We start from the raw sequence: 15,991 nt of genomic DNA, 5'->3' as shown, positions 1-15,991 counted from the left end.
GTCGTCTACGCCAGGAATCTCCCCCATCACACCACCCATCCTCCAATTTGATTTATTCAATATAACAGCCTAACATCATCATGTATAATCCTATTGCCACATATCGACTCCAATTCCATCAACAATTCTCTTTCGCTGATTTTGAAAAGATCATAGCCTATTTGCAAAAATTAGGTGTAAGCACTATTTATGCTTCGCCTATTTTTGAATCAACTCCCGGTAGTGCACATGGATATGATGGCGTTAACCCCAATCGCATCGATCCCGAAATTGGTACAGAAAAACAGTTGAGAACCATCAGTAAGAAACTTCAGGATCAACAAATAGGCTGGCTACAAGACATCGTTCCTAATCATATGGGGGTGCATGCCCATAACCCGTGGTTAATGGATGTATTGGAGAAAGGCAAACGATCACTTTACGCTAACTTTTTTGATACCGGATTAGCCAGCGAACTCTTTCCTGATGCGCAAATTATGATGCCGTTTTTAGGGAACCCGCTAGCAGAGATAATTGAAAACGGCGAACTTAAAATTGCTTATAAAAACAAACAACTGGTATTCCAATACTTCGACAATAGCTGGCCTTTGAGCCTGCAGAGCTACACCGCAATATTACATAATGATGATGACGAATTACCTGCAAACTTAAAACCACTCGTAGCGGAGATAAACGCAACTTTAAGAAGCCGCGACGATAAGCGCTTCGCCTTAAAATGGTCGGCATGGTTGGTTAAGTTTAACAATGTGCTTAAACAGGCCGAGGCTAAAGATTATTTGAATGACTCTCTCGATTCCATCAATAACAACTTAGACTTGCTTGGCCAATTTGCAGCCCAGCAAAACTATCGCCTTTGCAGCTGGCAGGAAACAGATTCCAATATTAACTACCGACGCTTTTTTACAGTGAATAGCCTTATGTGCCTCAACATTCAAAAGCCGGATGTATTTGAGCACTACCACCGCATGATTAAACAACTGGTGGACGAAGGCGTTTTTCATGGCTTGAGAATAGATCATATCGATGGTCTTTACGATCCCGAGGGCTACTTGAATAACCTGCGCGAGTTAGCCGGGGATGACACCTACATTGTCGCCGAAAAGATATTGGAACAGGGTGAAACGATGCCATCGCAGTGGCCTTTACAAGGCAACACCGGTTACGACTTTTTAGCCCAGGTAAATAACCTTTTGTCCGACGGCTCTTCGCTTAAAAAATTCAACAGCTTTTATGAAGAACTAAGCGGCGACCAACAACCTGTACATAAACAAATTGAAGTAAAAAAGGCCAATATCCTTTCGGCCAACATGCAAGGCGAATTAACTAACCTGGTTAACTATTTTATCAAACTAAAATTAACCGACGAACGGACGCTGAAAGCAGTTGGTAGAAATAATTTAAGGCAGGTTATTGCCCAATTATTAATCCACTGCCCGGTTTATCGCTATTACGGCAACCGTCTGCCACTTAAATCAATTGAGGCAGAAAACATACAAGCCATTTTAAACGCAGTTGTTAAGGAAAATAAGGAGCTGAAACCAGCCTGCGAATTACTTGATAACGTGTTGTTGCAAAAGCCTTACGAGAACCGGGCTGGCTACAATCAGCGTGTGTTAAGATTTTATCAGCGGCTAATGCAATTTTCCGGTCCGCTGATGGCTAAGGGGGTTGAAGATACGCTGATGTATACCTACAATCGCTTTGCCGGCCATAACGAGGTGGGCGACGCTCCGGATGCGTTTGGCTTACCGGCAAAAACGTTTCATAAATTAATGAAGCAGCGGCAAAAACAATGGCTGCTTTCTATCAATGCCACATCTACCCATGATACTAAACGCGGCGAAGATGTACGGGCCAGGCTTAACGTGCTCACCGCGTTGCCCCAAGAATGGATAGACGCCGTTAAACACTGGGAAAAACCTTATCAGGAAGCAGCAACAGCTATACCTACGGCCAACGATAGATACTTTATTTATCAAACAATCGCGGGCGCCTACCCTATGCCCGGTGCTGATGAGGATAACTTTGGCAATCGCCTGAGCGAATATTTGGTCAAGGCTTTGCGCGAAGGCAAGGTAAACTCTAACTGGGCGCAACCTAATGAAGAATATGAAAAAGCAACGATCGATTTCGCAGCCGCGCTATTAGATAAACAAAGCGATTTCTGGCAAACCTTTCAACAATTTCATCAAGATATTGCTGACCAGGGCATCATCAATTCGCTAGCACAGCTACTACTTAAATTTACCTGCCCGGGTGTACCCGATGTTTATCAGGGTTGTGAATTGTGGGACTTAAGTTTGGTAGACCCCGACAACCGCCGACCAGTTGATTATCAGCTTCGGAACAGATTACTGAATAAAAAACTTCCTGAAGATGTGGTAGAAGCGCTTAGCCAGTTATGGGCCGATCGGTATAGTGGGCACATTAAACTTTGGCTTACCCAAAAACTGTTTACTGTGCGGAAGACCTATGCAGATCTATTTTCCAAGGGCGAATATCTACCTTTAAAAGTAAAAGGTGTTTATAAAGATAATGTGCTGGCATTTGCACGCAGATACCAAAATCAGTGGCTAATTGTTGCGGCTCCCCTATATACCGCGGGCATTTGCAAAGCGCAACAGAAAGACATTACAGGCCTCGATTGGCGTGATACCCGGATTGTATTACCTGACGAAGCTCCTGCAAAATGGCAGCATCAATGGTTAAACCTGAAAGGAAAGATTGAGCAGGATGGTGTATTGCTGGCCGAAATCTTCGGCGAAATGCCTTTTGCGATACTGCACGCTGAACAAGCAGACAATGATCGTGGAGCGGGCATTTTAATGCATATTACCTCCCTGCCATCGGCATTTGGCATTGGCGACATGGGACCGGGCGCGAGAACCTTCGCTAATTTTCTAAGTGAGAGCGGGCAAAAGTATTGGCAGCTACTACCGCTGAACCCGATAGGGGCAGATCAGAATTACTCGCCATATAGTTCGCTAAGCAGCATGGCGGGTAATGTGTTGTTAATTAGTCCGGTTTTATTGGCTAAAGATGGTTTATTGGACGAGGATGAACTGCATAATTTTCATCTACCCCAAACGGATAAGGTTGAGTACCAAAATGTAGAAGACCTTAAACACGAGCTATTTGAAAGGGCCTATGAAAATTTTTATCGCAACGATTTCAAAGTGCTGAAAAAGGAGTTTGCAGACTTCTCCGTCAAACAAAGTTACTGGTTAGATGATTTTGCATTATACGCAGCGTTAAGAGAAAACCACGACGGGCAACCCTGGTATCAATGGAACAAATCATTCAAAACAAGGCATACACCAGCGTTAACCCGCTTTGCCGGGCGGCATACCCAGGCCATCAACAAAATTAAATGGCTTCAATTCATATTTTACAGGCAATGGTATCAGCTTAAAGATTATTGCCATACCCTCAACATTAAGCTTTTGGGCGATCTGCCTTTTTATGTGAGTTATGATTCGGCCGATGTTTGGGCTAATCAGCAGTTTTTTGCTTTGGATAAACAAGGCGGCATGGCTGGTATTGCAGGCGTACCACCCGATTATTTCAACGCCGATGGCCAGCTTTGGGGCATGCCTGTCTATCGGTGGAAGGCGCTTAAACAAGATGGCTTCCAATGGTGGATAAATCGCTTACGTAAAAACATGGAACTGTTTGATCTGCTAAGGCTTGATCACTTTCGCGCATTCTCAGCGTATTGGGAGGTCCCCGCGGGAGAAAAAACCGCCAGAAACGGGCGTTGGATGCAAGGTCCGGGGCCGGATTTCTTTAAAAGAATGCAGCAAGCACTTGGCAGTTTACCATTTGTAGCCGAAGATCTGGGCGATGTTGATGCCCCGGTTTTCGAACTGCGCGATGAGTTCGAAATGCCGGGTATGAAGGTGCTGCAATTTGCATTTGGTGAGGGCATGGAGCAATCGATATATATTCCCCATAATTACGATACAAACTTCCTGGTATACACAGGCACCCATGATAATAATACCACCGTTGGCTGGTACAATACCAATATAGATAAACAAACTATTGAGCGGTTAAAGGCTTACACCGACAAACCTGTGAAATCGAAGAATATCCATAAGATATTAACTAAAATGGCCTATGCTTCAACAGCTAAAGTAGCTATAATCCCAATGCAGGATGTGTTGGGCCTGGATGAAAAATCACGGATGAACAACCCGGCCCATGCAGAAAACAACTGGCTATGGCGATTGCTGCCCAAATTGGTTGAGGATGATACAGTGGCCAACTTGCTTAAACTGGTAAAAATATATAACAGGCAGTAAAAAACGCAGCAATACCTAGTGCTTAATAATAGCCTTTCGTTCCAGTACGCAGCGCTCGCCTTTGAGCAGATTGAGTAGCTTTTCGGGATCGTTAGGCACTTTAATATGGCGAGACTCATGTTTGTAGTTTTGTTTCAACTTTTTTCTTTGGATGGCTTCTATAAAACGCCTCACCTGTTCGCGGTTCTCGACAATTAAACCGGGTACCTGGGCGGGGCGGTTATGCTCATCTTTGGCCACCATGGTAAAATAGCTGGTGTTGGTATGCTTAACTACGTTGGTTTTTACGTTTTCCGAAATTACACGTATGCCTACCACAAGCGAGGTATTACCGGTGTAATTTACCGAGGCCATTAAGGATACGATCTCTCCTACTTCTACCGGCTCCAGAAAATCAACACCATCAATAGATGCCGTTACGCAATAATTACCCGCATGCTTGGCAGCGCATACGTAAGCAACTTTGTCCATTAGTGATAATAAGATTCCCCCGTGTATTTTGCCGCCAAAATTGGCGTACGAAGGTATCATCAGTTCGGTTAGGGTAGTTTGCGAAAACTTAATGGTTCTAAATTCCGGAGTATCTTGCATAATCAAATTTAACAGATAAAAGCTGGTTTCAAATTAAAGGATATTGCTAAAAACATATATTTACACTATGACCAAAACGTATCCATCTAAAATTAACTATTGGGTATATCTACCGCTGATAGCTTTCATCACTTATTTTATAAGCAGAGCAGTAATAGAAGGACAATGGGCCGGTGTGATTGTGGTGGGCACGGTTTCGGTATTTTTAATTATACCGATGATATTTATCACCCGCTACCGCATAACAGACACTATACTAAATGTAAGAAGCGGGTTTATAATTAATAAGAACATCGAAATCGCCAAAATTAAGTCGATAGAACCCAACCATAGTATCCTGAGTGCGCCTGCCTTATCGTTTGATCGTATTGAGATATTTTATAACACTTACGATAGCGTAATCATCTCTCCAAAAAATAAAGAAGATTTTATAGAAACCCTTAAGCAAATTAACCCCGCTATTGTTAGTGAAGTATAGTATGTTAATTTTGGCCTACTAACATCCCGTAATTGTGAAGCATATTTTTATTTACCTGTTCGCCTTTTCTTTGCCACTATTCTGTTCAGCACAAGAAACTGTTGTTATTAAAAGCAAACTCCCCAGCGGTGTAAAAGAACGTATCACTGTTTTAAAAAGTGACAACAGCATACGCGAAGGCCTTTACCAGGCGCTTATAGACAATAAAACCGCACTGGCAATTGGCAGATACAGCAACAACAAAAAAACCGGCTATTGGAACTTCTATGACACTGCCAATCATTTGCTGCAGCGCTACAACTATACCACCCAAACTTTAACCTACGAAGCGCCGGAAGACAGCACCTCCAATTGCAAGTATATTGTGGACAAATTGCTCACCGACACCGACCATACTACCAAGCCCGTAATTATCGGCGACCGCTTCTATGGATTTCTTAATTATGCCGGCCTTTTCAGGCTACCGAAAGACATGCAGGGCATTGATAACGAAGCCGTTATTGTAACAATGGAACTACTGGTTAGCCCGGGTGGACGATTAGCTGATTATGTGGTACACTTTCGTGCCCCGGTTAATAATTACGACCGTAAAGTGCGGCTTAATATTGATTTGCTAAGTGAAGAGGACAAAACTTTTATCCCGGCAACGGTTAACGGGCAGCCGATAGCCTGTCAGATATTTATCCGTTGCTTTTTAGATGTACGGGGCGAATTGAATTTATATTGAGACAAATTATGATATAAAAAGAGCCCTCGTTTTGCGAGGGCTTTCTTTTTATTAATGATGGTGATGTCCGTCTGGTCCGTGGGCATGTCCGTGCGACAGCTCTTCTGGGGTAGCCGGGCGTACATTTAATATGTTACCGGTAAAGTGCAATTCCTGCCCAGCCATTGGGTGGTTAAGGTCAACAATAACTGCATCTTCTACTACAGATACAACCTGTCCCTGGAAACGGTTGCCCTGGTTATCTTGCAACGGCAGAATGCTGCCTACCTCTGGCATGTCCTGGCCTGCAAACATTTCTTTTGGCAGGTTTGCAACAGCTTCGTCGTCATATTCGCCGTAAGCATCGCCGGCAGGCAAACGAAAGTCGAACGCGTCGCCGGTTGATAAGGTCGACAAGTTTTCTTCGAAGCGTGGCAGCATTTGACCTGCACCAAACAAAAATGTTAATGGTTGCTCTTCGGTTGTTTTTTCTACAAGGTTTTCAGTGCCATCCTGATCAACATATAAATTATACGTTAATGATACGACGTGTTGAGGCTCGATTTTCATTAGTTAAATATTTTATTGAATAAGCTTTTTACGCAGTAATTTGTTTTAGTGCCTGCATAACATCTTCGGCAGGTAAACCACAGGTTTTATCTTTACAGATAAATATGCGGGTGGTATCACCAATTCTGCCTTGTAACAAAGGTAGGTTTTCCTCGCTACCTCCCAACATAATTTTGTTAGGTATGTAATTTTCTTCGAATTCGATGCGGGTTTTATCTGCATTAACACCCGTTATGGCAACCTCGTAAGTCCCAAACACCTCTTCCAGCAAAAGCATAGCCCAGTTAGAATATACAGAACCGTACTTGGCCATGTAAGGCATCAGGTTGCGCAGCAGTTGGGCGGCAATGGCGTTATACTGCTCCTCTTCAAACAATAATCCCAGCTTTTTAAGGTCCCGCGCCATTACTGAGTTAGATGCAGGTATCACTCCATCCATAATTTCGCTTTTGCGGGCAATTAGTTGTTCGTTATCCGCGGCCGTGTAAAAGAACATGCCTTCCGCCTCGTCGTAATAAAGCTCAATTGCCAGGCCTGTAAACTCATGGGCTTGTTGCAACCATTTGATGTCGAATGTTACCTCGTATAACGCTATCAATGCATCGATCACGTTAGCATAGTCATCTAAAAAGGCGATCGGGTTAGTTGATTGATGGATACGGATCAACTTGCCTTTATCATCAACCAGGTTGTTCAGAATAAACCCGGCATTCTTAATAGCCAGATCTAAATACGCTGGATTATTAAACGCGCGATAAGCATCGCAAAGCCCTTTCAGCATCAATCCATTCCATGAAGCGATGATTTTATAATCGAGTCCCGGTCTGATGCGTTGGCTGCGTGATTCGAATACTTTGGTACGGAGGGTGGCAATTTTCTCTTTCAGCTCGGCTTCACTCATACCCAACTTGCCGGCAAGCTCTGCGTCGTCATCCTTGCGGAAAAACACATTTGTTTCTTCTTCCTCCCAGTTGCCATCTTCTGTTATATTGTAGTAGATGCAAAATAGCGTAGCATCCTCATCCAATAGATCATCTATCTCGGCTTTTGTAAACGTATAGAATTTACCCTCCACCCCTTCGCTATCAGCGTCAAGTGCTGAATAATAGCCGTTATCTGGTGACGTAAGTTCGCCCTGAACAAAGGCGATGGTTTCATCAACTATCTGTTTGTAAAGAGGGTCAGGATTCCAGGTATAGGCTTCGGCGTAAAGGCTGATGAGCTGGCCATTATCATAAAGCATCTTTTCGAAATGCGGCACATGCCAGCGGGCATCAACCGAGTAACGGGCAAAGCCGCCACCAATATGATCATAGATACCACCGTAAGCCATTTTCTTCAACGTAAGTTTAACGGCATTGGCAACACCTTCGTCTTCCATCAGGTGGGCGTAACGCATTAAAAACTGCCAGTTATTGGGCATCGGGAATTTCGGTGCGTAGTTCATCCCCCCCTCCTTCGGGTCAAAGTGCTTGCGCCAGGCGGTAACAATAGCCTCCGGATCGGCCTTGGTATATTCCGCTTGCTCGGTAATAAAATCAACCGACTCGTATTGCTGAATACCTTGGGTAAGTTTCACGGCATATTCTTCGGCTTCGGCGGGCTTTTCGCGGAAAAACTCTGCCAGGTTAAGCAACAGGCTCACCCAGTCACTCTTACGAAAATAAGTACCTCCATAAATAGGGCGTTGATCTGGCAAGCAAATGCAGTTAAGCGGCCAGCCTCCACGGCCGGTCATTAACTGCACGGCACTCATATAGATCTGGTCTATATCGGGGCGTTCTTCGCGGTCTACCTTAATACAAACAAAATTATCGTTCATTACAGCCGCCACCTGCGCATCCTCAAAACTTTCATGTTCCATTACATGGCACCAGTGGCAGGCCGAGTAGCCAATGCTCACAATAATCAGTTTATTTTCGTCGCGGGCCTTCTGCAAGGCTTCGGCACCCCAGGGATACCAGTCGACGGGATTATTAGCATGTTGCAGTAAATATGGTGATGCAGAATTGGCTAAACGGTTCATGGGGCAAAGCTATTGATTTCGGGATTTGGATGTTCGATTTCGAATTTATTTTACATGATAAACAGAGAGGATTAGGTTTGGTTGTTAATATAAGCTAAGTAGATGTCGACGACTTCCTTGCAAAAGCGAACGCATGTACGTTCGCTTTTGATACACCTGGCTGCATGCAAACATTATAATAAACTAATAATCAATAACTTAAAACATCGGCACAATATTTTCAGCTTCTATTTTAGCATTGTCATATTCGCGGACTGATATACTGAACGTTATGATTAAGAACTATTTAAAAATTGCCTGGAGAAGCCTCAGTAAGAATAAATTTGCGGCTCTGATAAACATTGGCGGCCTGGCTGTTGGTATGGCTGTAGCCATGTTAATTGGCCTTTGGATGTGGGACGAGCTTTCGTTTGATAAATACCACGATAATTATAACCGCGTTGCCCAGGTTATGCAGAACCAAACCTATAATGGCGATGTTAATACCAGTAGATCCTTACCCATACCGTTTGGTTACGAGCTCGAAAAAAATTACAGCAGCGATTTTAAAAGTATCGCCATTATATCGCAGGTGTGGCCGCATATTTTAAATGTAGGGGATAAAAAATTGGCCATATCGGGCGGTTTTATGCAACCGAGCGCAACCGAAATATTTTCTCTTAAAATGCTTAGGGGTAACCGCGATGGATTAAAAGACCTTACCTCTATCCTGCTTTCGCAGGCATCAGCCAAGGCGCTGTTTGGCGATGCCGATCCGATGGATAAAACCGTGTTGATTGATAAAGCGGCCTTTAAAGTAGCCGGTGTTTATGAAGATTTTCCGCAGAACACCACGCTTCATTATATCGATGTAAGTTTTATTGGCCCATGGGATTATTATATGAATAATTTAATCCGCAAAGGCGCTTCAACCGATTGGGGCGACAACTCGTATCGTGTGTACGTGCAGCTGGGAGATAATGCTGATATCGACAAGGTGTCGAGAAAGATCCGCGATATTAAGATCAACCATTTAAGTAAGGAAGACGCCCGCTATAAGCCTCAGATCTTTTTACACCCTATGAGCAAATGGCACTTATATTCTGAATTTAAGAATGGGGTTATAGTTGGCGGAAAAATACAATATGTATGGATGTTTGGCATTGTGGGCTTATTTGTATTGCTACTGGCCTGCATTAATTTTATGAACCTTAGCACCGCCCGCAGCGAGAAACGGGCCAAAGAGGTCGGTATCCGAAAGGCAGTGGGTTCGTTGCGCAGCCAGCTAATCGGTCAGTTTTATTGCGAATCGGTGTTAATAGCCATTATTGCCTTTGGAGTTGCGCTTGTTCTTGTTTCTTTAATCCTCCCGATGTTTAATCAACTGGCGGATAAGAACATTGTGATTTTGTGGGGTAGTCCAACATTTTGGCTGATGGGTTTGGGCTTCAGTTTGTTTACGGGATTAGTGGCGGGCAGCTACCCGGCTCTGTATCTTTCATCTTTCAGGCCGGTGAAGGTATTAAAAGGAACCTTTAAAGGGGGACGGTTAGCAGCAGTACCACGCCAGGTGCTGGTAGTACTTCAATTTTCGGTTTCGGTAATTTTAATCATTGGCACTATCGTTGTTTTCAAGCAGATCCAGTTTGCCAAAAATCGTCCTGTTGGCTATAACCGCGAAGGTTTAATTGCCATACCAATGCCGGTAAAAGACCTGCACACCCATTTCGAAGCCGTGCGTACTGACCTTATTCAATCGGGCGCAGCTGTAGAAGTGGCAGAGTCTACCAGTTCAACTACCCACGTTAGCAACAACACTAGCGGCTTTCAATGGCAGGGTAAAGATCCGGGCCTGGTAGATGATTTTGCTGTGGTAGGTGTAACGCAGGGCTTCGGTAAAACCGTAGGGTGGCAATTTACCGATGGACGCGATTTTTCGCCGGAGTTTGCAACAGATTCGTCGGGCATTGTAATTAACGAAACCGCTGCCAGATTTATGAACCTTAAAAATCCGATTGGCCAGCGCGTTCGATTTTGGGATAAAGACCACCGCGTTATTGGCGTGGTAAAAGACATGGTAATGGATTCGCCCTACGAGCCGGCCAAGCAAACCGTTTTTTACTTTAACAAAAAGGAAGACGACGCCTATTTTATAAACATCAAGATCAATCCCAAACTGGGTGTGCACGAGGCTTTGGGCAAGGTAGAAAACATTTGCAGCAGATACTCCCCTACGGCACCATTCTCGTACCGTTTTGCCGATGATGAGTATGCCCAAAAATTTGAGGACGAAGAGCGCGTTGGCAAACTAGCCAGTTGGTTTGCAGGACTGGCTATTTTTATCAGCTGCCTGGGTTTGTTTGGCATGGCATCCTATATGGCCGAGCAACGCACCAAAGAAATCGGTGTACGCAAAGTACTTGGCGCTACGGTTTTCAGCCTGTGGCGTTTGCTGTCTAACGATTTTATAATGCTTATCCTCATCGCTTTGATGATTGCTACTCCCGTTGCATACTATTTTATGCACGGCTGGTTGCAGCACTATGTTTATCATACTGCGTTATCATGGTGGGTATTTGTGGTAACGGCATTTGGAGCTATTGTGATTACACTACTTACAGTTAGTTATCAAAGCATTAAGGCTGCGTTGACAAATCCGGTGAAGAGTTTGAGGAGTGAATAACCTCTCCCCAGCCCTCTCCAGAGGAGAGGGAGCTTTTGGTTTAATTTCGAATTATCCGTGTTGTCATCGACGATAGGAGAAATCTTCTGCGTAAAGAAAGGGCTTGTATGCCGATTTAATACAATTTCAAACAGATTAAACTCTTCAATACTTGCCTTCAAATCTTTTCATAATTTAGGCCTACTTAAATTATGAATCACAATACGAAACTTAAATGGGCAAAATTTATACTTTTTATTGCCGGCATATATAACATTTTCTGGGGAAGTATAATTTCGTTGTTCCCACAGGTAATATTGTTTGGTAATCCGTCTACAGATTTCCTGTTAATAATATTAAGATGTGTTGGCATGCTAGTAGGAGTTTATGGCATTGCTTATTACTTTGCTTCAAGAAATCCGAATAAATACTGGCCTTTAATTCTAGTGGGGTTTATTGGTAAAGTACTTGGTCCGATAGGCTCTGTCTATTATATCGTCTCGGGCACACTAACTCCCTCTTTTTTTATCGTAAACATCTTTAATGACATTATTTGGTTGTATCCGTTTGGTTGGGTTATTTACCAGGCAATAACTCAACAATATGACAGTAAAGTAACCTTTGATAATCCTAAGCCTTTATATCAAAAATTTCTCGGAGAAGCATATGATAACTTATCACCCAATTTAAAGCAATTTCACCAGTCGAAAGGTAGAATGAAAGCTCAAGGAACATTTAAAGTAACAAGGGGCAATAACTTTATGGGCAAAATATTTGCCAACATAGCAGACCTGCCATATAACTCAGATTCTGCCGAGGCAGAACTGATCGTAGATCCTTTATCGCACACAGAAATTTGGAGTAGAAGGCTTGGTGATAAAAAGGTTGTATCAAAACAATGGTTATCCGAGGGCTTGCTTGTTGAGAGGTTTAAAATTGTAAATATCTATTTACTTGCCCGAGTAACTACAGTTGGCGATCTAATAATTTACGATGCCGCTGCGACGATTATGGGGATTGCTATGCCTCCATTTTTTACACCCACAGTATATGCAACCGGAAAGGATGTTGGTGACAGTGTACTTATCGATGTCGAAATTAGTTTCAAACCATTTGGTCGCATTATTAACTACAATGGTTTAGTAAAGGTAAGTACAGATGTATAATTACAAAAACTACATTAACAAACCAATAAACTACTCTCCGATTCAACCGCTCAACTCAACACCAATAAACTAATCAACACCTTCCTCTACTTCCCGAGTAAAACACTAATTTTACGCCTCAAAACAGAGGAGCAGAATTGGATTATTTAGAGGGACTAAATCCGGAGCAGCGGGCTGCAGTATTGCAAACCAAAGGCCCCGTAATGATTATAGCAGGCGCAGGATCTGGTAAAACACGTGTTATTACCTATCGCGTGGCACATTTAATACGCCAGGGTGTAGATTCATTTAACATACTGGTACTTACATTTACCAATAAGGCGGCGCGCGAAATGCGCGAACGTATTACACACGTAGTTGGCCCCGAGGCCAAAAATTTGTGGATGGGTACTTTCCACTCGGTGTTTGCCAAAATATTAAGAGTAGAGGCCGAAAAGATTGGCTACCCAAGCAACTTCACCATTTACGATACTGACGACAGCAAAAGCGTACTAAGGGCCATTTTAAAAGAAATGAACCTGGACGATAAGCTGTACAATGCCAACTTTGTATATAACCGTATTTCGGCAGCGAAGAATAACCTGATCGGCCCGCGTGAGTATAATTCGAACGAGCAGATCCAGGCGGACGACTTTTCTACCGGCCGCGGTCAACTGGGTAAGATCTATGAAACCTACGCGGCGCGTTGCTTCCGCGCAGGCGCTATGGACTTTGACGACTTGCTGTTTAAAACCAACGAACTGCTGCGCGAACACCCGGATACCTTGTACAAATACCAGAACAAGTTTAAATACCTGATGGTGGATGAGTACCAGGATACCAACTTTTCGCAATACCTGATTGTTAAGAAACTGGCAGCCATTAACGAGAATTTATGCGTTGTGGGCGATGACGCACAGAGTATCTACGCATTCCGCGGTGCCAATATCCAAAACATCCTCAACTTCGAGAAAGACTACCCTGATCTGAAAGTGTTTAAACTAGAGCAAAACTACCGCTCTACCCAAAATATTGTAAAAGTTGCCAACAGCATTATTGCCAATAATAAAGAGCAACTTAAAAAGAATGTTTTCTCTGAGAAAGACCACGGCGACAAGATCAAGGTGATGCGCGCTTTCAGCGATAATGAAGAAGGTAAGATGGTGGCCGAAGGCATACTGCAGGATCGTGCTAACAAAGGCATGAAATGGAATGATTTTGCCATTCTGTACCGCACTAACGCCCAGTCGCGCTCTATGGAGGAGGCTTTGCGTAAGCTGAATATTCCTTATAAAATTTACGGCGGACTATCGTTCTATCAACGCAAAGAGATCAAAGACCTAATCGCATATTTCAGGCTGACGTTTAATCCTAACGACGAAGAAGCACTGAAACGTGTGATCAATTATCCTAAACGCGGAATTGGCGATACTACTGTAGACAGGATTATTCTGGCCGCAGATCAGCATGGTATTACACCTTTTGAAGTGGTAGTTAACCCAGGGCAATTTATGGATGGCCGCACATCTGCTTCTGTAGGCAATTTCGGCACCATGATCCAAAGTTTCCAGGTAATTGCCAAAAACATGACAGCTTATGATGCTGCCTTGCATATAGCGCAGCACTCGGGTTTGTTAAAAGATCTTTACGAAGATAAATCTGTAGAAGGCCTCAACCGCTACGAGAATATCCAGGAGTTATTGAACGGTATTAAAGAGTTTGCAGAACGTGAGGACATAGAAGAAAAAGGCCTCGACGTGTTTATGCAGGATGTGGCTTTATTAACTAACGACGATAACGATAAAAACAAAGACGCCGATACGGTATCGTTAATGACCATACACTCTAGCAAGGGTTTGGAATTTAAGCAGGTAAACGTAGTTGGCTTGGAAGAGAACCTGTTCCCTTCGCAAATGTCATTAAACTCGCGCAGCGATCTGGAAGAAGAACGCCGCCTGTTTTATGTGGCTGTAACCCGTGCAGAAAACAAACTAAGCATTAGCTACGCAACGTCACGCTTTAAATTCGGCACGTTGATTAACTGCGAACCAAGCCGCTTTTTGGATGAGATTGATGCGCAATACCTCGAACTCGACTTCACGGCTAAACCAGCACCTACAGGCAATCCTTTTTATGAGGACGAGCGCAAAGCCTGGAATCGTAAGGAAGACAGCTTCTCGAAGCCAAAACCCGCATCTGCAGCACCAGTAAAAACAACATCGATATTGGCGAAAGCACATGTGCCATCGGAAAATTTTGCACCGTCTGATACCTCGAATCTGCAAAACGGAATGGAGGTAGAGCACGAGCGTTTTGGTTATGGTAAAGTAATTAATCTGGAGGGCAAGGCTCCGGATATTAAGGCAACCATTTTCTTTAAAGAGATTGGTCAAAAACAGCTGCTTTTAAAATTTGCGAAACTGAGGATCGTTTAACTGGGGAATTTAGTTTACCAGTTTCCTATTTTGGGGAAATAAATACACACTTACTACATACGAAAAACCGCTTATCGCTGCGTATCGTACATATTTAGTGTGTGGCACATTAATTGGCTAACAATTAATACCCTTTTCTCTAAAATTAAACTGAACTACTACATGAACGATCCAAAAATTAAATCAAACAAATCTGTAGGGAAAAACATTCGTACGTTACGGCACAAACGCGGGTGGAGCCAAGAAGATATTGCCAACAAACTGGGCATCTCTATTCCTGCATTTTCAAAAATTGAAACCGGTGTAACCGACATTAATCTTTCGAGGTTAGAGCAAATTTCAAAAATTTATGAAATAAGCGTTGTAAGCTTGTTAACGCTCGAAGAAGATGTTATCGAACCGCAACTTATTCAACTAAATTCGGTTCAGAAAAAACTGGTTGACCGCGAGTCGGAAATTGCCCATCTGCAACGCAAAGTAATTGAGTTGTATGAAGAGCTTCACAACCGTACTTCTTTTGCCTCGTAAATAAAAAATGTACTTAGTGGTGTTGTCAAAAACTTACACTTCTAAGTACACATTTTGTTTCTCCCCTACCAAAACCCATAACCTTAATGACATTTACTTTCTCTAAAGTAAATACCGTTTCTTATTATTTCTTATTGCCACAAAATGTGATCCGATACACAAAAAACTACACAATCGGCACAGGGTTTGGCATACCTAAACTGTAATTATCGCATATTAAAACTACCTTTTATAAAACTACCCGCAACAATGTCAAACTACTTAATCTCTATATCGGATGATCAGGAAGCTTCAAAAAAAGGCACAATTCATGATCCTGGCAGCAAGCTTAAGGTAACGGTTTTTGATTTGCTAAAACCCAATTTTAAGCCCCGTAAAGGAGAAGTACAATATTTTGTAACCAACGGACCAGATACGTTTGCATTTGAGACCGAGGGTTACCAAAAACAACGACATCTGCTTATACTGAGCATGATATCCAGGTATTGTATCTATTTGGGCTTATTTGAGGCGCAGATCCACTCGTCGCTGCCGTTCGGCAGATAATCTCAGTTTAAGGATAGATAG

The 15,991-nt window shown here is 43.1% G+C and carries 11 protein-coding genes; 8 read left to right on the top strand and 3 right to left on the bottom strand.

What is annotated here, in order from left to right; translation table 11 throughout:
- Positions 1–80: 80 nt before the first annotated feature.
- Entirely contained in the window at positions 81–4,304 is a 4,224-nt protein-coding gene (treY, locus tag GSY63_RS11120; RefSeq protein WP_166585877.1) for a malto-oligosyltrehalose synthase, read from the top strand.
- Between the two features lie 15 nt (positions 4,305–4,319).
- Here the strand turns inward: treY and GSY63_RS11115 are convergent, their stop codons facing one another.
- Positions 4,320–4,895, bottom strand: coding sequence for an acyl-CoA thioesterase (locus tag GSY63_RS11115; protein WP_166585876.1), 576 nt, complete (start codon positions 4,893–4,895; stop codon positions 4,320–4,322).
- Positions 4,896–4,962: 67 nt separating this feature from the next.
- On the opposite strand from GSY63_RS11115, the gene GSY63_RS11110 reads away from it, so the two are divergent.
- Both GSY63_RS11110 and GSY63_RS11105 read left to right on the top strand, forming a co-directional pair.
- Positions 4,963–5,373 (top strand): PH domain-containing protein, encoded by a 411-nt coding sequence (locus GSY63_RS11110; RefSeq protein WP_166585875.1) that lies wholly within the window; start codon positions 4,963–4,965, stop codon positions 5,371–5,373.
- A 34-nt stretch (positions 5,374–5,407) separates the two neighbouring features.
- Complete coding sequence (locus GSY63_RS11105) at positions 5,408–6,100, top strand: toxin-antitoxin system YwqK family antitoxin (RefSeq protein WP_166585874.1); 693 nt, start codon at positions 5,408–5,410, stop codon at positions 6,098–6,100.
- Between the two features lie 51 nt (positions 6,101–6,151).
- Here the strand turns inward: GSY63_RS11105 and GSY63_RS11100 are convergent, their stop codons facing one another.
- Both GSY63_RS11100 and GSY63_RS11095 read right to left on the bottom strand, forming a co-directional pair.
- Positions 6,152–6,649: an FKBP-type peptidyl-prolyl cis-trans isomerase gene (locus tag GSY63_RS11100; protein ID WP_166585873.1), complete on the bottom strand. Its 498-nt coding sequence runs from the start codon at positions 6,647–6,649 to the stop codon at positions 6,152–6,154.
- Between the two features lie 28 nt (positions 6,650–6,677).
- On the bottom strand, positions 6,678–8,675 hold the full coding sequence (locus tag GSY63_RS11095; protein WP_166585872.1) for a thioredoxin domain-containing protein: 1,998 nt from the start codon (positions 8,673–8,675) through the stop codon (positions 6,678–6,680).
- Between the two features lie 271 nt (positions 8,676–8,946).
- On the opposite strand from GSY63_RS11095, the gene GSY63_RS11090 reads away from it, so the two are divergent.
- The 5 genes from GSY63_RS11090 (at position 8,947) to GSY63_RS11070 (ending at position 15,970) form a co-directional block, all read left to right on the top strand.
- On the top strand, positions 8,947–11,337 hold the full coding sequence (locus tag GSY63_RS11090) for an ABC transporter permease (protein ID WP_166585871.1): 2,391 nt from the start codon (positions 8,947–8,949) through the stop codon (positions 11,335–11,337).
- A gap of 191 nt (positions 11,338–11,528) precedes the next feature.
- On the top strand, positions 11,529–12,482 hold the full coding sequence (locus GSY63_RS11085) for a DUF4166 domain-containing protein (RefSeq protein WP_166585870.1): 954 nt from the start codon (positions 11,529–11,531) through the stop codon (positions 12,480–12,482).
- 137 nt (positions 12,483–12,619) lie between these two features.
- Positions 12,620–14,896, top strand: coding sequence for an ATP-dependent helicase (locus GSY63_RS11080; RefSeq protein WP_166585869.1), 2,277 nt, complete (start codon positions 12,620–12,622; stop codon positions 14,894–14,896).
- A 162-nt stretch (positions 14,897–15,058) separates the two neighbouring features.
- On the top strand, positions 15,059–15,424 hold the full coding sequence (locus GSY63_RS11075; protein WP_166585868.1) for a helix-turn-helix domain-containing protein: 366 nt from the start codon (positions 15,059–15,061) through the stop codon (positions 15,422–15,424).
- Between the two features lie 249 nt (positions 15,425–15,673).
- Positions 15,674–15,970: a hypothetical protein gene (locus tag GSY63_RS11070; RefSeq protein WP_166585867.1), complete on the top strand. Its 297-nt coding sequence runs from the start codon at positions 15,674–15,676 to the stop codon at positions 15,968–15,970.
- The last annotated feature ends 21 nt before the right edge of the window (positions 15,971–15,991 follow it).

The organism is Mucilaginibacter agri, from assembly GCF_009928685.1.
Taxonomy (GTDB): Bacteria; Bacteroidota; Bacteroidia; order Sphingobacteriales; family Sphingobacteriaceae; genus Mucilaginibacter; species Mucilaginibacter agri.
The sequence above is the reverse complement of the archived record's forward strand: the minus strand, read 5'-3'. Positions and strand labels throughout refer to the sequence as shown.